Annotated in this window: 21 protein-coding genes and 2 pseudogenes; 13 read left to right on the top strand and 10 right to left on the bottom strand. The window is 41.3% G+C overall.

Annotated elements, in window-relative coordinates; all coding sequences use genetic code 11:
- Positions 1-390: pseudogene (locus DMI82_RS09360) on the top strand (hypothetical protein); the annotation flags it as partial.
- Between the two features lie 372 nt (positions 391-762).
- Here DMI82_RS09360 and lexA read toward each other — a convergent pair.
- Complete coding sequence (lexA, locus tag DMI82_RS09355; protein ID WP_015525162.1) at positions 763-1,383, bottom strand: transcriptional repressor LexA; 621 nt, start codon at positions 1,381-1,383, stop codon at positions 763-765.
- 214 nt (positions 1,384-1,597) lie between these two features.
- Here lexA and DMI82_RS09350 point away from each other — a divergent pair, with 214 nt between their 5' ends.
- The 11 genes from DMI82_RS09350 (at position 1,598) to DMI82_RS09300 (ending at position 11,779) form a co-directional block, all read left to right on the top strand.
- Entirely contained in the window at positions 1,598-3,040 is a 1,443-nt protein-coding gene (locus DMI82_RS09350; protein ID WP_022427267.1) for an HlyD family efflux transporter periplasmic adaptor subunit, read from the top strand.
- 19 nt (positions 3,041-3,059) lie between these two features.
- Positions 3,060-3,752 carry a YggS family pyridoxal phosphate-dependent enzyme gene (locus tag DMI82_RS09345; RefSeq protein ID WP_015525161.1) on the top strand — a complete coding sequence of 231 codons (693 nt, stop codon included), beginning with the start codon at positions 3,060-3,062 and terminating at the stop codon, positions 3,750-3,752.
- Positions 3,753-3,776: 24 nt separating this feature from the next.
- A complete protein-coding gene (locus DMI82_RS09340; RefSeq protein ID WP_021652063.1) occupies positions 3,777-4,430 on the top strand; it encodes a cell division protein SepF in 654 nt (217 codons plus the stop codon).
- Positions 4,431-4,434: 4 nt separating this feature from the next.
- A complete protein-coding gene (locus tag DMI82_RS09335; RefSeq protein WP_021652062.1) occupies positions 4,435-5,187 on the top strand; it encodes a YlmH family RNA-binding protein in 753 nt (250 codons plus the stop codon).
- 20 nt (positions 5,188-5,207) lie between these two features.
- The gene (aroB, locus tag DMI82_RS09330) at positions 5,208-6,299 is read left to right on the top strand and encodes a 3-dehydroquinate synthase (protein ID WP_110103147.1); all 1,092 of its coding nucleotides are present in this window, start codon (positions 5,208-5,210) and stop codon (positions 6,297-6,299) included.
- Between the two features lie 62 nt (positions 6,300-6,361).
- Complete coding sequence (lspA, locus tag DMI82_RS09325) at positions 6,362-6,832, top strand: signal peptidase II (protein ID WP_242872557.1); 471 nt, start codon at positions 6,362-6,364, stop codon at positions 6,830-6,832.
- A gap of 47 nt (positions 6,833-6,879) precedes the next feature.
- Positions 6,880-7,794, top strand: coding sequence for an RluA family pseudouridine synthase (locus DMI82_RS09320; protein WP_110103146.1), 915 nt, complete (start codon positions 6,880-6,882; stop codon positions 7,792-7,794).
- Positions 7,795-7,896: 102 nt separating this feature from the next.
- Entirely contained in the window at positions 7,897-8,538 is a 642-nt protein-coding gene (locus DMI82_RS09315; RefSeq protein WP_022427272.1) for a cytidylate kinase-like family protein, read from the top strand.
- A 170-nt stretch (positions 8,539-8,708) separates the two neighbouring features.
- Positions 8,709-10,136 (top strand): AI-2E family transporter, encoded by a 1,428-nt coding sequence (locus DMI82_RS09310; protein WP_110103145.1) that lies wholly within the window; start codon positions 8,709-8,711, stop codon positions 10,134-10,136.
- Positions 10,133-10,582: a D-aminoacyl-tRNA deacylase gene (gene dtd, locus DMI82_RS09305; protein WP_092069999.1), complete on the top strand. Its 450-nt coding sequence runs from the start codon at positions 10,133-10,135 to the stop codon at positions 10,580-10,582. Before DMI82_RS09310 ends, dtd begins: the two co-directional genes overlap by 4 nt.
- Positions 10,583-10,717: 135 nt before the next feature.
- Positions 10,718-11,779 (top strand): tyrosine-type recombinase/integrase, encoded by a 1,062-nt coding sequence (locus DMI82_RS09300; protein WP_022427274.1) that lies wholly within the window; start codon positions 10,718-10,720, stop codon positions 11,777-11,779.
- Positions 11,780-12,000: 221 nt separating this feature from the next.
- On the opposite strand, the gene DMI82_RS09295 is transcribed toward DMI82_RS09300, so the two are convergent.
- From DMI82_RS09295 to DMI82_RS20680, 9 genes and pseudogenes are all read right to left on the bottom strand, one after another.
- On the bottom strand, positions 12,001-12,258 hold the full coding sequence (locus tag DMI82_RS09295; protein WP_015525151.1) for a hypothetical protein: 258 nt from the start codon (positions 12,256-12,258) through the stop codon (positions 12,001-12,003).
- Between the two features lie 157 nt (positions 12,259-12,415).
- Positions 12,416-13,246, bottom strand: coding sequence for a rhamnulose-1-phosphate aldolase (gene rhaD / locus DMI82_RS09290; RefSeq protein ID WP_110103144.1), 831 nt, complete (start codon positions 13,244-13,246; stop codon positions 12,416-12,418).
- Positions 13,247-13,649: 403 nt separating this feature from the next.
- Positions 13,650-14,210 (bottom strand): class IV adenylate cyclase, encoded by a 561-nt coding sequence (cyaB, locus tag DMI82_RS09285; protein ID WP_110103143.1) that lies wholly within the window; start codon positions 14,208-14,210, stop codon positions 13,650-13,652.
- Positions 14,211-14,214: 4 nt separating this feature from the next.
- Positions 14,215-14,562, bottom strand: coding sequence for a hypothetical protein (locus DMI82_RS09280; RefSeq protein ID WP_015525145.1), 348 nt, complete (start codon positions 14,560-14,562; stop codon positions 14,215-14,217).
- A gap of 174 nt (positions 14,563-14,736) precedes the next feature.
- Positions 14,737-15,609, bottom strand: coding sequence for a DegV family protein (locus tag DMI82_RS09275; protein WP_059085859.1), 873 nt, complete (start codon positions 15,607-15,609; stop codon positions 14,737-14,739).
- A 23-nt stretch (positions 15,610-15,632) separates the two neighbouring features.
- Positions 15,633-16,274 carry a GNAT family N-acetyltransferase gene (locus tag DMI82_RS09270; protein ID WP_059085858.1) on the bottom strand — a complete coding sequence of 214 codons (642 nt, stop codon included), beginning with the start codon at positions 16,272-16,274 and terminating at the stop codon, positions 15,633-15,635.
- A 198-nt stretch (positions 16,275-16,472) separates the two neighbouring features.
- Positions 16,473-17,483 (bottom strand): HAMP domain-containing sensor histidine kinase, encoded by a 1,011-nt coding sequence (locus tag DMI82_RS09265; RefSeq protein ID WP_059085857.1) that lies wholly within the window; start codon positions 17,481-17,483, stop codon positions 16,473-16,475.
- Positions 17,480-18,151, bottom strand: coding sequence for a response regulator transcription factor (locus DMI82_RS09260; protein WP_059085856.1), 672 nt, complete (start codon positions 18,149-18,151; stop codon positions 17,480-17,482). Before DMI82_RS09260 ends, DMI82_RS09265 begins: the two co-directional genes overlap by 4 nt.
- 10 nt (positions 18,152-18,161) lie before the next feature.
- Positions 18,162-18,347, bottom strand: a pseudogene (locus DMI82_RS20680) (purine permease); the annotation flags it as partial.
- 310 nt (positions 18,348-18,657) lie between these two features.
- On the opposite strand from DMI82_RS20680, the gene DMI82_RS09250 reads away from it, so the two are divergent.
- The gene (locus tag DMI82_RS09250; protein ID WP_022427281.1) at positions 18,658-20,040 is read left to right on the top strand and encodes a citrate/2-methylcitrate synthase; all 1,383 of its coding nucleotides are present in this window, start codon (positions 18,658-18,660) and stop codon (positions 20,038-20,040) included.
- The last annotated feature ends 207 nt before the right edge of the window (positions 20,041-20,247 follow it).

The following is a 20,247-nucleotide window of genomic DNA, read 5'->3' as shown; positions in this document are numbered from 1 at the left end:
TTTAAAGAACACCCGGAAGACAAAGATAAAACAATCGAAGAGTTATTTGACATACGGCTTTCTGAACAGAAGCTATATCATTACAAAGAAGTAAACGGCAAATATTATGGTGCAGAAATTCCAAAAGAAATACATTACACAGAATATTTCCGATATCTATATTTCAATGTAAAGTATGAATTTAGTGAGAAAACATATTACAGATCTATCCCATATACAGACAAGGATAAGCAAGAAAGTATATGGGATAGGGAACGCTGCTTCGTTGCACAAGAGATCAGTGAATGGAGAGTGGACGAACTAGAAGATTGGCAGCGAGATCTTATCGAAAAAATAAGAGTCGGTGTTGAGCTAAAAGACGATGATATTGTTAAAGCAATGGGTTATTAAAATCTAAATCATGAGCCTCTTTAATCGAGGAATTCAACGATTTATGATAACAACAACAAGTTCCAAACTAAATAAAATTCTGATTTTATTTAGACTACTAATCGTCTGAAACAAGCAAATATTGCTTAAAACAGAGGATAACGATTTTTACGAAAAACAGAAAAATCATGTTTGCGAAAGGATAAGAATGAGTAAAATTTGTTATATTAGTTTACTGTAAAAATATTATGTGAACTAAATAAGAAGAAATCAAAAAGCAGAAGTTTTCTGCTGAAAAAAAAGAGAGATATCTTTGTGGGGCTGTACAGCTACCTTAAAGATATCTCTCTTTTTAAATCACATTACATTGGGTGGGATCTGTTGTTTATATTATCATGAAAAGAAACGAAATACACCAAATACTTTGCCGAGGATCTGCAGATTACCGGTGATGATGATCGGTTCCATATTGTCGTTCTCCGGCTGAAGTCGATAATAACCATTTTCTTTGTAGAAAGTCTTAACTGTTGCAGAATCATCGATCAGAGCAACTACCATGTCGCCGTTTTCTGCTGTTGCCTGCTGCTTTACAAGAACCTGATCTCCATCAAAAATACCTGCATTGATCATACTGTCGCCTTTGACAGTCAGCATGAAACTTTGTTCATTGGGCATATATTCAGCCGGGATCGGAAAGTAAGCATCGATATTTTCCACTGCCAGGATCGGCTGTCCGGCAGCAACAGTGCCTACAAGAGGAACATTGACAACCTCGCGGCGGACCAGATTGAAATTATCATCAATGATCTCGATCGCACGGGGCTTGGTGGCATCTCTGCGGATATATCCGTTTTTTTCCAGAGCTTCCAGATGGGAGTGAACGGAAGATGTGGATTTCAGGTTTACTGCTTCACAGATTTCACGGACGGAGGGCGGAAAACCTCTGTTAAGGATCTCATTTTTCATATAATCCAGTATTTCCTGCTGCTTTTTACTGATTCTGCCATATGTCATGTGTACTTACCTCCCTGGGTTGATTTTATCTGCTGTCGACCATAATATGACAGCATCACGAAATTATATTTTGAATAGTATAACATACTTTTGAAAAAATGGCAAACGGATATTCGGAAAGTATGTTCGCACGTTTTAAAGCTTGTATTCATTTAAATAAAATGTTACAATAAAACGAACTTTAAGAGATGAACGATGTAAAGGAGGCATTCATTTGCCGGATAATAAAGTACATTCCGGAAAAACTCCGGGATTCTTAGCAAAGCTTCGTAAAATTTTTGGTCTGAACATTGGAACTGTAATGTTCGGAGCAATTTTTATCTATATGATCTTTAGTGTGATTCTTTATCTTACAGCTTCTCATATGGAATCTTATCAGGTTCCCTCCGGTCCGTTATCCATGAATGAGACATACACAGGGCTGGCGATCATGACAGAGAACGTAGTGCAGGCAGATGCGGGCGGTTACGTTACATATTACGCAAGGGAAGGTACCAAGATCAATGCCAACGGTGCTGTCTACAGTCTGAACAGTTCAAGATCTGCAGACAATGTAACCTCTCTGAACAGAGAGGAGCTGGCGGATATACGCAGTAATATGCAAAGCTTTTCCAAAGGATTTGATCCCAGCAAATTCAACAGTGCCTATAGTTTTAAATATCAGCTCAATGGAAGCATCCTTCAGTATGCTTCAGACAGTTCGGGAGCTTCTTCTGCAAGCACGACGTCTGAAGATGGAGAGGAAGCCACAGTTACAACAATAGTTTCCAGTGATCCGAATATCCGCCGTGCGCAGACAGACGGGATCATCCTGTATTCTACAGATGGCTACGAAACCAAAACCGTTGATAATGTCACAGCTGCTGATTTTGATCAGAATTCCTATCAGGAAACGGATCTGAAAACAGATGGACAGATAAAGGCCGGAGATGATATTTATACGATCATTACAGATGAACGCTGGAGTCTTTTGATTCCTTTAAGTGAGAAGCAGGCTGCTAATCTGAAGGAGCGTACATCGATCCGTGTCAAGTTCCTGAAAGATGATCTGACGCAGACAGGAGACTTTTCGATCATGGAGATCGATGGGGCTAAATACGGTAAGATTGATTTTAATAAGGGACTGATCCGATATGCGTCAGACCGGTTTCTGGAAATAGAACTTGTCACGAACAATGTGACAGGTTTAAAGATCCCGTTATCTTCTATCGTAACGAAGGAGTTTTATGCAATACCTTCCAAATATCTTACGACGGATGATGAAACACAGCAATCCGGATTTATGCTTTCCGGAAGAAATAAAAAAGGCGACAGTACGACAACCTTTGTCAGTGCCGGTATCTATGGCCGTGATGAGATCACAGACAAAGAAACACAGGAAACAAGCTATATTTATTACGTAGACAAGAATAAATTTAAAGAAGGTGATGCTCTTGTTGAGCCGGATAGTGGAGAGAAGTTTATCATCGGAGATACAGAAGTTTTGGAGGGAGTTTTCTGTGTCAATCAGGGATATGCGGTATTCCGCCGGATCGAGATCCTGGATGAAAATGAGGAATATGCGGTTGTATCAAAGGAAACCTATAATGGGCTTGTCCGATATGACCGTATTGTGAAAAATGCAGATAAAGTAAGTGAACAGGATATACTTTACTAATTAAAGGAGGATTTATATCATGGTAGCGGAAAATTTGGCACAGGTGCAGAAAAATATTAATGAATCCTGCAATAAAATTAACAGAGATCCGAATGAAGTCACACTGATCGCAGTAAGCAAAACCAAACCGGTGGAAATGCTGAAGGAGGCTTATGATGCCGGAGCACGTGTCTTTGGAGAGAACAAAGTGCAGGAGATCGTGGATAAATATGATCAGATGCCTTCAGATGTCAAATGGCATATGATCGGACATCTTCAGCGTAATAAAGTAAAATATATTGTGGATAAAGTTGCAATGATCCATTCTGTAGATTCGCTTCGCTTGGCCGAGACGATTGAAAAAGAAGCAGCGAAAAAAGCGGTTATTGTTCCGATCCTTATAGAAGTAAATGTAGCGCAGGAAGAAAGTAAATTTGGTCTGAAACCGGAAGAAGTTTTACCGCTTATAGAACAGATCGCAGATTTTTCACACATTCGGATAAAGGGGCTCATGACAATTGCTCCCTATGTTGATAATGCAGAGGAAAATCGCGAAATTTTCCGTGAACTTAAGAAATTAAGTGTTGACATTGCTGCTAAAAACATTAATAATGTTACTATGAGTGTTCTGAGTATGGGAATGACCGGAGATTACATGGTTGCCGTGCAGGAGGGCGCTACGATGGTGCGTGTAGGCACTGGTATTTTTGGTGCAAGAAATTACGCATTATAAGACTAATAAGATTGGAGATTTAAAATGGGCGTTTTAGACAAGTTTTTAGATGCCATCAAACTGAACGACGATTATGACGATGACGAATTGTTAGATGATAGCCTTCTTGAGGATGAGGACGATTATGATGACGATTTCCTCGATGAAGATGATGATATGGAAGAGAAACCAAAGAAGAAATTTTTTGAGAAATTTTCCAAGAAAAAAAATGACGAGGAAGAGGATTTTCTGGAGGATGAGCCGGAAGATGAAACGGTTAAGGCACCTGTTGCTAAGTCATCTGCAAAGACAGCTGCAGCCAAGGCCCCGGCAAGGCAGGAACGTATTTCCAGACCGGCACCTTCTTCCAAGATCACCCCAATGCGTACAAGCAAGCGTTCTTCCCAGGCTGCAAATATGGAAGTTTGTGTGATCAAGCCTACAACCATGGAGGAAGCAAGAGAAATTGCGGATACACTGGTCGATAATTCTACCGTGATCCTGAATCTTGAAGGAATCGATGTGGAGCTTGCACAGAGGATCATCGATTTTACTTCCGGTGCATGTTATTCACTTGGAGGAAGCCTTCAGCAGGTATCCAGCTATATTTTTGTACTTGGACCATATAATGTAGATATTACAGGTGATCTTCAGAATATCCTTGGCGGTTCTGTGCCGTCTGTTAGAGTGGGTTATTAACCTCATGGATAAAGAAGAACTTTTTGTTAAGAGAATCCGTGAACTGGCAAATCTGGCCTATCAGAGAGATATTACCACATTTACGGATTTTCTTAATTTAAATGAACGGAATATTTTAAACAGTCAGAATTTTCATAAGCTGGGTGTTACAGCGGAAGGTTTTGGCGGATATGAGAATGCAGAGCGTCAGATGGTAGCCTTTCACCCTGATGCTCTTGCTTTTACATGGGATTATCCCATTGATTGTATCCGGCTTGAGCCAAAAGCAGTGAAATTTTCAGAAGATCTGACACATCGGGATTATTTGGGAGCGATCCTGAATCTTGGGGTTGACAGGAGTGTTGTTGGGGATATTCTTATAGAAGATCATACTGCGAGCTTTTTCTGTCTGCGTCAGATGACAGATTTTTTTCTGGAGAATCTGTGTCGTGTAAGACATACCACAGTTGTGGCGTCGAAGATAGAAGATCCGGGTGATCTTCCGAGGCCGGAACTGAAACCAGTTAGTGGAACCTGTGCGTCCGTACGCCTGGATTCTCTGATCGCACTGGCTTTTGGGACTTCCAGAAGCAGTATTGTGCATTGTATTGAAGAAGGGCTTGTTTTTGTAAATGGAAAACTGATCACATCCAATGGTTATGAGCCCAAAGAGGGAGACATCATATCCGTTCGGAAAAAGGGACGTTTTATTTATGATGGGGTATCCCGTCAGACAAAAAAAGGACGTCTTGGGGTACGGATTCTGCTTTATATCTGAACAGCTAGGAGGAAAACGCAATGACAGCATCAAAATTACTTGTAAAACGAGAAGGTGATTTTCATTATCCCATCTGTTTTGAAGAAGATTTTTCTAATCTGGCACAGGTTATGAAGGAAGAAGGACTTGTTGACAGAAAAATCTGCATTGTAACAGATTCTAATGTGGGACCACTGTATGAAGAATCTGTAAAACAGGTTTTAAGTGAGGTAAGTTCCGATATTTCTGTGTTCACCTTTGAGGCAGGAGAAAAAAACAAAAACCTTAATACCGTTTCGGCATTGTATCAGGCCCTGATCCAAAATGGTCTTGACCGAAAAAGTCTGCTTGTTGCATTAGGCGGTGGTGTGGTAGGCGACCTTACCGGATTTGGCGCGGCAACTTATCTCAGGGGGATTGACTTCATTCAGGTACCGACAACACTGCTTGCACAGGTAGACAGCAGCGTTGGCGGAAAAACCGGCGTAGATTTTCAGCAATACAAAAACATGGTAGGAGCTTTTCACCAGCCACGTCTTGTATATATGAATCTAAGCACTCTTTCTTCGCTTCCGGCAGAACAGTTTGCCTGCGGAATGGGTGAGATTTTAAAAACAGGATTGATCTGTGATGGAGATTTTTTCCGCTATGTATGCTGTGAGCAGAAAGGGATCAAAAAGCTGGATATGGAACGGATTGCCAGAATGGTACGCAGATGCTGTGAGATCAAAGCAGGCGTTGTGGAGCGTGATCCTAAGGAACAGGGAGAGCGTGCGCTTCTTAACCTGGGACATACTGTGGGGCATGCAGTAGAAAAACTTAAGAATTTCACCCTGCTCCACGGACAGTGTGTGGGAGTCGGACTGGTAGCTGCGGCATATCTTTCCATGAAACGAGGACTTCTGACCAAAGAAGAATATCAGGAAATCTGCCAGGGATGTTCGGATTACGATCTTCCGGTGCATGTAGATGGTCTTATCCCGGAAGAAGTTCTTTCCGCAACAAAGAAAGACAAAAAAATGGAACAGGGACATATCAGGTTTATCCTGATGGATGGTATCGGAAAAAGCTTGATCGACAAAACAGTTACCGATGAAGAAATGCTTTCCTGTATTCAGGAGATAACTCTATGATCAGTCGTGTTAACCATCATCAGAAAATGTCTTTTAGTAAGTGTATGTCGGGGGACATTTTTTTGCTGATCTTACTCGTGGCTGCGGATCAGGGAGCAAAATGGCTGTCATATCTGTATCTGAAAGGACAACCATCGGTTTCGCTGATTCCTGGCGTACTTGAACTCCATTATCTCTATCCGGAAAACAGGGGAATTGCGTTTGGAATGTTTCAGGGAAGTGTACTCTTTTTTGCCATTGTGAGTGTACTGTTTCTGGGAGTGATCCTCTATGCATGGATCCGTATTCCGAAAGAGCGGTTTTATCTGCCGTTGCTCACCATTGCTACAGTACTTGCAGCTGGTGCACTGGGAAATTTTATCGATCGTTTTTTCAGAGGGTATGTGATCGATTTTATCTATTTCTCCCTGATCGATTTTCCGGTATTTAATCTTGCGGATGTTTATGTGGTTGTAAGTGGAATTTTTCTGATCCTGTTTGTATGCACGAAATACAGAGATGATGATTTTGCGTTTCTGAATATCAAACAGTGATCCGGGCAGAGATATAATGCATTTGTCTGTTCTTGTAGGAGATATAAATGGAAATATATGATTATACAGTAGAAAAAGAAGAATCAGGTATACGAATCGACCGCTATCTTGCTGAGAAAGACAGCGGTCTTTCCAGGTCTTTCCTTCAGAAACTTCTGAAAGAAGGACAGATTACCGTGGGAGAGAAGGCTGCCAAATCTAATTATAAGGTCCGTGAAAATGACAGGATCCATCTGGAGATCCCGGATTCCAGTGAGCCGGATATCGTTCCGGAGGATATTCCGCTGGATATTCTTTACGAGGATGAAGATGTACTGATCGTTAATAAGCCCAAAGGGATGGTTGTACATCCTGCAGCCGGGCATTATCAGGGAACACTGGTCAATGCAGTTATGGCACATTGTGGTGACAGCCTTTCCGGTATTAACGGAGTGATGCGGCCTGGAATTGTCCACAGAATTGATAAGGATACCACTGGGGCACTATTGGTATGCAAAAATGATATTGCTCACCGGGATCTGGCAGAACAGCTGAAACGTCACAGTATCCGCAGACGCTACCGGGCAGTTGTGCAGGGAAATCTGAAAGAGGATGAGGGAACCATAGAGGGACCTATTGGACGGCATCCGACAGATCGTAAAAAAATGGCCATCAATCATAAAAATGGTAAAGATGCAATAACACATTACAAAGTGCTGGAACGTTTTGGCGAGGCCACGTATGTGGAATGTCGTCTTGAAACAGGACGTACCCACCAGATCCGTGTGCACATGGCCAGTATCGGACATCCGCTTCTTGGGGACACGGTGTATGGTTCATCCAGAAATCCCTATCATCTGGAGGGACAGGCACTTCATGCAATGATCCTTGGATTTGTTCATCCACGTACCGGGGAATATATGGAATTTACAGCCCCACTTCCGGAATATTTTGTTAAATTGCTGACAAAATTGCGAAAATAGCTGGAAAACTTGTGGAATATAGTGTATAATAACTATATTAAAGAGGAAGCGGAGTTAATATTTGCAAATTCGCTGAATCTGAGCAGAAAGGATGTGGCTGTTATGAGTAACAATACAACAAGTTCTATTATTACTATCGGTCGTAAATATGGCAGCGCCGGAAGACAGATCGGCCAGGAAGTTGCTAAATATTTTGGAATCAAATGCTATGATAAAGAGCTGCTGGAGCACGCAGCCAATGACAGTGGGATCTGCAAGGAGCTGTTTGAGCATCATGATGAGAAGCCAACAAACAGTTTTCTTTATTCTCTTGTAATGGATACTTATTCATTTGGGTATTCCTCAGCCGGATTTACAGACATGCCTATGAACCATAAGATTTTTCTTGCACAGTTTGAGGCAATCAAGAAGCTGGCTTCAGAAGGTCCCTGTGTAATGGTCGGCAGATGTGCGGATTATGCACTTGCAGATAATCCGGATTGTTTCAGTGTATTTGTTCATGCAAACCTTGACTGGCGTATCAACCGTATTGCTCAGAAATACAATAAAAATGCCAAAGAGGCCAAGGACATGATCAACAAGACAGACAAAAGCCGTTCCAGCTACTATAATTATTATACCAACAAGAAATGGGGATCTGCGGACAGCTATAATCTTTGTCTGGATAGCAGCAAGCTTGGCATTGATGGAACTGCGAAGGCAATTATCGAAGCCATTCACATTTATGACAGCCTGAAAAAATAAACATCAGATTTTTAGGCACCCTGCCATTTTATGGCGGGGTGTTTTCTGTATCAGCGCGATACCCTGAAGTCGGAATTTATCTTTGCAGGTTATTGGAAAATAATGTTTATGTTTTTTTTAGACACAAACCAGAGATGCTATGTTATAATCACCTGGTGGAGGAAATTACTATGAAAATTCGTTGGAACCATCGCTATGTGCAGTTAGGTGTGACTGCATTTCTGGTTATTGCTGCCAGTATTTTATTTTATTACGGGATTTTCCATATGAAATCTCTGATCACCGGAATTAAAACATTTTTCGGTATTATGGCGCCGATCATTTACGGAGCTGCCATAGCATATCTGCTAACTCCCATTGTTAATTTTTTGGAGAGGAAGATCATTTTTCCGATTTTTGAAAAAAGGAATAAAGCACTTCAGAAAAAGGGGAGGAAAGTAGTACGCTGGATCTGTGTGATCCTTTCTGTATTTCTTATGTTTCTGGTCATTTATGCCCTTGTCATGATGATCCTTCCTCAATTGATTCGAAGCATCATGAATATTATTTACAGTTTTCCTCATTACGTAAGTGTAGTGGAAAACTGGTTAAACTCCGTCGTGGAAAAGGGATGGAAACTGAATCCGGATATGATCAGCCAGATCAATCAATATTCCAGTAGATTACAGGAGTATCTGACAAATACGATCCTTCCCCAGATGCAGTTTATGATGAAAAATATATCCGCAAGCTTTCTGGATCTTCTTGTTTTTCTGAAGAATTTCCTTATTGGAGCGATCGTATCTCTTTATATACTGGCGGATAAAGAGGGATTTGTTGCCAAGGCAAAAATGGCTGTTTATGCAGTTCTTCCAACCAAATGGGCAACCTTTCTTGTTCATTCCATGCGTTTTACGCATAAAACCTTTGGTGGATTTATCAGCGGAAAGATCCTGGATTCCGCAATTATCGGTGTATTGTGTTATGTTGGAACATCGATCATCGGAACCCCATATGCGATTCTGGTCAGTGTGATCGTTGGTGTTACAAATGTTATTCCGTTTTTCGGGCCATATCTGGGAGCAGTTCCATGTATTCTTCTTATTTTGCTGGTAGATCCCATTCAGAGCCTGTATTTCCTGATCTTTATTCTGATCCTTCAGCAGTTTGACGGAAATATCCTTGGACCAAAGATCCTGGGTGAGTCGACCGGACTGTCCAGCTTTATGGTTATTGTTGCAATCATGGTCGGTGGTGGTTTATTTGGAGTTCCGGGAATGATCGTTGGAGTTCCTGTATTTGCTGTGCTGAATGCTGCCGTATGGAAGCTGATCGGACGTAGTCTTGATGAAAAAGATATGTCTGCAGATGCTGAGTTTTATAGAGATATTGATTGTGTAGACCCCGTTTCCGGAAAGGTCCTGCCAATGCCGGTGAAAAAATCCGTATCAAAAGCACAGGAAGTTACAGTAAAAGCGGAAAAAAACAGAATCTGGTCCGGGGCTTGGGATGAAATTAAACGAATGTTTACATTTTTAGTTAAATTTATTCAGGCGAAATATATAGGCTTTCGATTGAAGCAGAAAAACAGACGGAGACGGAGGAAGAACAGGTTATGAAATTTGTAATTCAGCGTGTAAATCATGCAGAAGTCAAAGTAGACGGAGAAATTGTCGGAAAAATTGGAAAAGGGTTTCTTGTTCTGATCGGCGTTGGCCGTGAGGACACCAAAGAGGATGCAGACTGGTATCTGAAAAAGCTTCTGGGACTTCGTATTTTTGAGGATGAAAATGGAAAGACCAATTTGTCCCTGGCGGATGTAAACGGGGAATTGCTTTTGGTTTCACAGTTTACCTTATATGCAAACTGCCGTAAGGGAAACCGTCCAAGCTTTATAGAAGCCGGTGCACCGGATGAAGCAAATAAATTATATGAATATATTATTTCGGAAGCCAGTAAACAGGTTCCGGTTGTGGAACACGGAATTTTTGGTGCAGATATGAAAGTATCTTTGGAAAATGACGGGCCGTTTACCGTTATTTTTGATGAAAATCTACGGAAGTAGCCGTTTGCACTACCCATCTATTTGAAAAACTCGGGTTTGTCGTATAGATATAGATGAGTGTAAAACCACTTCTTTTAACAGATGTTTCAGGTATTTCCTGCAAATTATGTAAAATTTATATATTAAGGAGTTTTTATGGATAACAAAATTACTTACCACGAACAAAATGACATTGACAATACTTTAAAACTCCGTGAGGTTTTAAAAACGCTTCCGCCATTTTGCAGGGATTATTTCCGGGCTATTGATGCAACGACTACAACCAAGACCAGAATTTCCTATGCATATGACATTCGTATATTTTTCCAGTTTTTACTGGAGCAAAATCCAATGTTCAAAGACAAAACCATGTCGGATTTTACAGTTGATGTTCTGGATCAGGTCAAAGCTGTTGATCTTGAGGAATATGAAGAATTTCTCAAAGTTTATAAATCCGCGGACTCTTCCAAAACGGAAACAAATGGTGAACGTGGCGTCAAACGTAAAATTTCTGCTTTAAGAAGTTTTTATGCTTATTATTATAAACATGAAATGATTACCACCAATCCGTCTGTTCTGATCGATGTGCCCAAGATCCATGATAAGAATATTATTCGTCTGGATACAGATGAGGTTGCCATGCTGCTGGATTATATTGAGCATTGCGGAGATACGCTGACCGGGCAGAAACGGATGTACCATGAAAAAACGAAGGACAGAGATCTTGCTATTGTTACTCTCCTTCTTGGTACCGGGATTCGAGTATCGGAATGTGTCGGACTGGATGTTGAGGATGTAGACTTCAAAAACAATGGAATCAAAGTTACCCGAAAAGGCGGAAATGAAATGGTTGTATACTTTGGTCCTGAAGTAGAAAAAGCGTTGAAGAAATATCTGGAAGTCAGGGAGAATATTACGCCTCTGGCAGGCCATGAGCACGCTCTCTTCTATTCTACCCAACGCCGCCGGATCGGTGTTCAGGCTATCGAGAATCTGGTTAAAAAATATGCCAGGGAGATCACAACTACAAAAAAGATCACCCCGCATAAGCTTCGCAGCACCTATGGTACTGCCCTGTACCAGGAAACCGGTGATATTTACCTTGTAGCGGATGTTTTGGGTCATAAGGATGTCAATACTACTAAGAAGCATTATGCGGCTCTGGATGATGCTAGACGGCGTCAGGCGGCCAAGGCGGTACGTCTTCGCGAGGACTGATGAATAATGGGACTGCGGAGCAACTGATTCGTTTGACATGCATTGCATATAAATATAGAGACAGTTAGTTCACATAATATAAATTATGTAAATCAACTGCCTCTATATATTTAATCAGATCAAGAAAATCTCAAATTCCCTGTAGGGTTCAAAAAACCTTAAGCAGTGATTATGGACATCTGTATTATATCCATGACCCAAAATCAAAATCCGTACTTAACTTATTTATCAAAATCTGTCTCGAATACACCCTCCGGAGTACGCATGGTAAGAACACCCAGATTAAATTCACTGTCCATAATTGAGATATGATATTCAAAGATCACATCATCATCAAATTTGGAAAGCAGCACATAGCTTCCATTCTCTTTCCCATCGATCTGATCGCAGATGTCGTCGTAAACGTCCTCTCCGGAAATCTTTCGCGGGTATCCGCTTGCTTTGATCTTCTCTTCGATCGCTTTATATAATTCTTCCATACTTTATCCCATATCCTTTCTGATATTAATTTGCTGATAAACCAGATATGTTTTTATCATACCAGATTTATCGGCAAAAATCAGCAAATATTTGGTTGTTTCTGATAAAGTTTCAGATAGAGATACCGATTATAGGATTTGCTGCATATGAAGGATTTTATTTCTTTTCGTAAAGGAATTCTTCCGGCAAAGTTACTTTGAAATCTTTTGCAAGAGCACGGAAGTCATTCGGTGTGATGGTCTGCAGTTTCTGCGGAGCCATGGATAAGATCTTAACCAGGATCTCTGCGGATTTTTCAACGGTATGAAGAAGTCCGAAGGTCAGGTCGAAATCCTCGCCTGAGCAGAACATACCATGATGCGCCCAGATAACCACATCATATTTTTTCATCAGTTCAGCAGTTTTGATCGCGATTTCTCTTCCGCCTGGAACCATCCATCCGATAACTCCCACACCATCCGGAAATACTACCGGACACTCTGTTGCAGATTCCCAGAGTTCACGGGTGAATACTTTGTCATCCAGAGGAAGAACAAAGGTAAGTGCAATGGTATTGGTGGTATGTGCATGATAAATAACACGATGTCTTCCGTTGGTAAGCTTTTTCTTTACTTCATGGTTCATAAGATGTGTCGGGAGCTCGCTGGTCGGTCTTCCTCCCTCTACAAGACCCCAGCGGATACGGTAATTGGTTCCTGTCTCGTCAAGCTCAATGATCGCAAGACATACTTCCGGGTCAACGATGATATTACGGAAGTATTTTCCACTTCCTGTTACCAGGAAAAACTCTCCTGCCAGTCCCGGAACCTCAACACCGATAGGGGTCCATTCTCCAGGTGCGTTCAGTCGTGGACGGATCATCTCTACTTCTTCTGCTTTCAGACGATAGCTTAAGTTTCCACCGTTTCTCTCGTGCCATCCCTGCTGATATCCATCGTCTGCCATTTTGATAAAACCCTGTACGAATTTAGATTCAAGAATTTTCATAATATATTCCCTCCGTGTTTAAATGTGGTTTGTTGTTGTGTTTACGATTGCTTTAATATGCTTTCTTGTTGTTTGTGACTTCATTATATGCCCGATTGTGTGGATTTGTAAAGGGCTTTTTTGAAAAAATATCAATAAATCCACATATAAAATACGAAAAATCTTGTAAACATTCAATAAACCACATAAAAATAAACACAAAACAACAAAAAACACAATTGGTCAATAGTAATGACATGTACATTGAATGTGGTTTGATGTTGCTTTGTGATATGGGATTTATAGTATGGTAGATAAACTTGGAACGCCGAAGAATTGTAAGAAAAGAAAAAACAGGAACATTTCCGTATTCTGTACCTTAGATACTCACACGAAAATATTCCTGCTGGTTTAAAAAAGATTTTTATTTAATTTTTTTCGGAAGCATACTGAGATAAGAAGTCTGTACAGTGTCCGACATGTGATATCCCAATATGGCAAGCAGATCTTCCATTTTGGATAAAATTTCTTTCCGCTCACTTTCCTGCTCTGTGATCACCTCAAGCTCCAGAAAGTCTCCAAGTCCCTCTACCTGATCCAGACAGGCGGTAAATCTGCCACATTTCATATACTTTCGCATTTTCATGACCGACGCTACCGGAGAAAAATCCAGATGGATGAGAATATTTTTAAGCACTTCTGCATCGGATACTTCTGTTTCCAGTTCCATTCGGGACATGGAGATTTTATCCAGTTTGGGCCCCTTAAAATTAATCTGAGTCTTAGAAATACCGGATCTGCAGTCTGTGCTTGTTCGGATACGCAGTGCTTCATCACGTTTTTTTACATCATGATAGACACTGTTAAAATAGGTATCTTCTTCCTGGATCTGTGCTGTCTCCTGAAATCCCTGCTCTGTCAGAAATTTCAGGGTTTCCTTAAGATTCTTTAATGGAAGCTTGATCTCAATTTCAAACTGGGCCATGTGATTACTTCAGAATTTCTGCTTTTTTGTTCAGAAGTGCTTCGCAGGCTGCACATGCTGGGCAGTCACAGTATTTTGCACCGGAAGCTTTGATCTCCTCAGCATGAGCCAGGATCTTTTTTGCGTCATCTGCGCCAAATACCTGTGCACCCATGTCAGAACCTGCAAAAGAGATCAGTCCGTCGATGGGCATGATATCTGCTTCCAGCTCTTTTACGTAAGCAGTTGCCGCATCTGCTTCTTTCTCAGTTCCTGCCGCATCCAGATAATTCTGTGCCGCTTCTTTTACTTCTTTGCATGCAGATGGTGCCTGAAGAAGATCCTGTGTTAATTCTTTAATTGTTTTTGCCATGATAATTTCTCCCTTCTGATCATAGCACTTCCAGAAATTACTGCATCAAGTTCAGCTGTGCAGAACATGAATGGTTGGAAGTGCTATAATAACAGATAAAATCTGCCTGTTATGTATTGATAACAATATCATACCACAACCCTGGATTATTTGCAGAAAATATTGAGACGTTTTTTATAAAGGCATGCAGGAACATCCGATTCCCAGTCCGTCCGGGCCAATATGGCAGGAAAGTCCAAGGGAAAGATCATCACACATCACATCCATTCCCGGAAAGCTTTCCCGGATCTGTGAGATCCAGTCTGCGGTAATTTCCGCAGTGCTGCTGGAGGCAGCCATAAGATATACTTTTCCAGCATCATATTCTTTTTTGAAAGTTGTTTCCAATTCTCTGTGCATAGCATCGATCATGGCTTTTCTTGATTTTTTCATGCCTCTGCATTTCTGGAAAACATCCAGCTTACCGGTTCCAAATTTCATAACCGGTTTGATATTGAGAAGATTTGCGGCCAGTGCTGTGGTGGTATTGATACGGCCTCCCTTTTTCAGATATTCCAGTGTGCTTAATCCGACATAGATCACGGTTTTTTCACGGGATGCTTCCAGAATATCCTTGATCTGCGGTGCTGTATATCCATCTTCCACAAGGTCTATCGCATCCAGAATGGAACGGTGAAGGGGTGTGGAAACACGCCCGTTGTCTACCACAAACACTTTGTTTTCGTATTTGGGTTCCTGAGACAAGGCGGCAGCAGTCATGCAGGAACCGCTTAAACTACTGCTCAACGGAATGTAGAGGATCTGATCATAAGATAAAAGCATTTCGTCCCACATTTCCATAACTTCCTGTGGGGAAGGCTGTGAAGTTGAAACATCTGCTCCTTCACGCAGCTTCTCATAAAATCCTGTTCTGGAAAAATCCAGGTCTTCATGAAACAGTTCTCCATTCAGATAAAAAGGCATGGGAAGGACATGAATATCCAGTTCCTCTGCTTCTTGTTTTAAAATGCCACTGTGGCTGTCAGCCATGATTCCAATTTTTTTCATTTTCCATTTATCTCCTGCGTAATTTATGAATGTGTTTCGCAACGCGGTTCTTTTTTATAAAGAGCTACACTTTCCCGGAAGCGTTTTTTGTTTAGCTCCCGCATCTGGGAAACCTCGTTTTTCTTTACGAAACCATGACTTTCCATAAAGGTTCTTTGATCCAGCTGGTCCATATATATGGAATAATCCGTATCCTTCTCTGTTGAAATCTGTTTGAGAAGCCCGGTACCGATTCCGTTTCTGCGGTAATCTTTGCTTACATAAAGAAAGAGGATATTTCCGGGAGTCGGTTTCTCCGGGGAAACAGTCAATTGTTTTTTCATATCCTGAAGTTTGTTAAAATGCTCCAGATTCTTCCGGCCTTCCTTAGTAAACTTCAGGCGCAGGAAATGATAGCCTTTTTTCAAACGGAAAACCGGGGCAAAATGGCCATGAGATTCTTTACCGGTAATGAGCACCCCAACTACCTGATCACGGTAGGTTGCCACGGTAACGCTATCTCTGTATATCATATAGGTGTAAAAGAAAAGTCTGGTCAGACGTTTTTCGGTATGTGTTTCCTCAAACTCCCAGCGGTCTTTATAATTTCTTCGGATAAATTCCCGGATTATTGAAAAATCTTCCTTTTCTGCTTTCCGGTAGGCAGGTGCTTTTTTTAATAACATAGTCCATATCTCCTGTATTTTTTCATAAATAACTATCCTATACTTTAAAAGATGATCTGCAACTTAACATCAACTGTTTCTCAACAATTGTTGAAGTTTATGAAAAAGTTTATATAAATAAAAAACAACGGAAGAACCTCATGAAAAATAAGGTGTCCGCTGTTTTTTGGTTTTATGGATATGTGTAAAATATTTGTTTTACAGTATAACAGTAAAACGACAGCCGCTTCCGGGAATATTTTCCACGGAAACGGTTCCCTTACACAGGTTCAGGATCTGTTTTACAAGGGCAAGTCCAAGACCGTTTCCCTCCTGTTTATGGGAACTGTCGCCCTGGTAAAATTTGTCAAAGATATGTTTCATGGAGTATTCACTGATCTGGGGGCCTTCGTTTTCTATGGAAAAACGGATCTTTTCTCCTTCCGGCATCATCCGGATATAGATCGTACCACCACAGGGACTGAATTTGATAGCATTGGAAAGCAGATTGTCCCATACATGACAGATGAGATTTTCGTTTCCAAGATACTCCACATCCATCATGTCCACATCAAATTCAATTTCTTTTTCTGACCATTTCGGTTCCATCATAACAATGGATTGTCGGATCTGCTCATCCAGACGGTACCAGTTCTGACGGGTCTGGATCGACTGGTGTTCGATCTTGGACAGCAACAGGATATTTCCTGCCAGGTGGGAAAGCCTTCTGGTGTTAAAAAGGATTTTGCTGATGTACTGCTCCTGCTCTTCTGATATAGGCATGTCATCATCCTGCAGCAGAGTTGCATAACCCTCAATAGCACTGATGGGAGTTTTGAATTCGTGGGAAACATTGGAAACAAAGTCTGTCTGCAGAATCTCCGTTGCTTCCAGTTCCTGGACCATCAGGTTGAAATTAGAATAAATATCCCGGATTTCCTTCATTTGCTTTTCCGTTTCCAGTCGGACGGAAAAATCGCCTTCAGCAACCTGTTGCATGGCTTTTTTCAGCTTTAGTACAGGACCGAAATACCGGATACTGAGAAAGTTGTTAAGGACACCCCCTGCGGTCACGCTGGCCAGGATGATCCATACGATGTTCGGAACAGCTGAAATATGCAGTACATCCATAACAAGCCAGGATATCAGAGATACACAGACAAGCTCCAACATGATCATAAAGATAAAACGTAAACGAATGCTTAAATTTATGAAGAGTTTCTTTTTCATGCCTTTACCACCTTATATCCAACTCCACGGATCGTCACGATCTTAAAATCCGGATTATCGCGAAAGCGTTCCCGAAGCCTTCCAATGTGGACATCTACTGTGTGGGCATCGCTTGCGGAATCATATCCCCAGATATCATCCATAAGCTGTTGCCGGGTAAAGATTTTTCCCGGAAAAGAAACCATCTTATATAAGAGCATGAATTCTTTCTGAGGAAGTACCATACTTTCCGAGGAGGTGGAGACCGTCAGGGAATCGCACTCCAAAATGGTATCTCCGATTCGCTGTTTCCGCTCATTGATCATCTGTGCTCTGCGGAGAAGTGCACCTACCCGCAAAACCAGTTCATTGATATTGACCGGTTTCACCATATAATCATCGGTACCGGACAGAAATCCCATACGCATATCATCAAAAGCATCTTTGGCAGTGACCATAAGTACAGGAATGGAATCTCCGGCATCTCTGAGTGAGCGGACCAGTTCATAGCCATCCATGTTGGGCATCATTATGTCCGAAATGATCAGATCGTAATAATCTTTTTCCAGGGCATCCAGCGCTTCCTGTCCGTCAGAGACCCCTTTTACTGTATAACCGTTTTTTAAGAGGACATGCCGGAAAAGCTGGCGGAGTTCCAGGTCATCTTCTGCAATGAGAATTTTAAACATTTTTACATCCCTATTCCTTGATCTTTTCAATGTCCATGTTTTCAGGCAGGATACAGCTTAAAACAATGGATATGATAAATACAACAGCAACTACATTTTGCGCAAAAACGGACTGTATGATCGACGGGAAAATATCCCAGATCCCGCTCTCACTTGCTGTGGTGAATCCGATTCCGACAGCAAGTGAAAGAGATAGGCGGCAGCAGTCCGATGTGAAACAAACTACTATTATAAGAAAAATTACGGAATAATCATAACATAGATTCGTTGTGGAAACCAGACGGATTTTGATGAATAAATGTAATAATAGATGAATTAGGTCATATTATGAATATTTATACACGAAAAAAAGAAATACCCTCTTGCATTTTCGAAACTTTTACTGTAGAATTATTAACCAGGTAAACACAAATGTATGCCATACCCGAACACTGATTACAAAGATGTAACCAATCTTAACTGTATCAGTGTTTTTTAATATACAATGGGGAAACGAGGAAAAAATTATGGAAAAAAAGCATGAAATGATGAGTCTGGAGGACTCCGAACAGCTGAAAGGCAGAATGAAATTCTTTGAAAAGGAACTGGTAGAGAATCATCACATCGATCCCAACCTTTATGTGGAATACGATGTAAAAAGAGGACTTCGTGATTCCGCAGGTAAAGGTGTTCTCACAGGTCTTACTGAGATTTCCGATGTTACCGGCTATAAGCTGGTCAATGGCAGACGTATTCCTGCAGACGGTGCATTGTATTACCGGGGAATCGATGTGCAGGATATCGTAAACGGACTGAAGGACAGACGTTTTGGTTTTGAGGAGACGATCTATCTTCTGATTTTCGGTAAGCTTCCCAGCAAGGAAGAGCTTTCCAGATTTCTTGAGCTTCTTTCTGACATGGAGGATCTGGGAGGACGTTTTGTCCGTGACGTTGTCATGAAGGGAACCAATGCCAATATTATGAATGCTATGGAGCGCTGCGTACTTGCTCTCTATACATATGATGATAACCCGGAAGATATTTCTGTGGAGAATGTACTCCGCCAGTCTCTGGAACTGATCGCTAAGCTTCCTGAAATCGCGGTTTACTCCTATCACGCATACCGTCATTTCCGTAAAGACGAGACACTTTTTATCCGCAATCCGCAGAAGGGGCTTTCACTTGCCGAGAATATCCTTCTGATGCTTCGTCCGGACGGCAATTATACAGAGCTTGAGGCCAAGGTCCTTGATATCGCACTTGTACTTCATGCAGAGCACGGCGGTGGTAATAACTCTACTTTTACCACACATGTAGTAACATCTTCCGGAACAGACAGCTACTCTTCTACCTCTGCATCCATCGGTTCACTGAAGGGACCGCGTCATGGTGGTGCCAACCTGAAGGTCCAGAACATGTTTACAGATCTGAAGGCCAATGTAAAGGACTGGGAAAGTGATGAGGAGATCACAGCATATCTGCAGAAAATACTGAATAAAGAAGCATTTGATCATGCAGGTCTGATCTATGGTATGGGACATGCAGTTTATACACTCTCCGATCCGCGAGAAGTGATCCTGAAACGTTTTGCACAGGCTCTTGCAGAGGAAAAAGGAATGATAGATGAATTTAAGCTCTATGATAAGGTTGAGGGTATTGCCGGAAAACTGGTCATGGAACACAGAAAGCTGTTCAAAAATGTTTGCGCAAATGTTGACTTCTACAGTGGCTTCGTTTACTCAATGCTTGGTATTCCGGAAGAACTTTTTACTCCGATCTTTGCCATCGCACGTATGCCTGGCTGGAGTGCACATCGTCTGGAAGAGCTGATCAGTGCCAATAAGATCATCCGTCCTGCTTATAAGTATGTGGGGCATCATGCAGATTTTGTACCTTTTGATGAGAGATAATAAACAGAATGATAAAAGCAGTGGGGATTTCTGACCTATTTAAGTTGGAAATCTCTGCTGTTTTTTTGTTCTCCTAAATTACAGAAAAACAGGATCATAACTATACATAATATATATTATGTAAAATAAATATCTGTTTTCACAAAAAAACAAGGCTCACCGCATAAGATATGATCGGATTGCCTTGTTTTTTGTGGAATCTTACTT

Origin of the sequence: Blautia sp. BCRC 81119, from assembly GCF_003184505.1 — a bacterium.
GTDB lineage: Bacteria > Bacillota > Clostridia > Lachnospirales > Lachnospiraceae > Blautia_A > Blautia_A fusiformis.
Note: the sequence above shows the minus strand (reverse complement) of the source record. Positions and strands in the feature narration are given on the sequence as shown.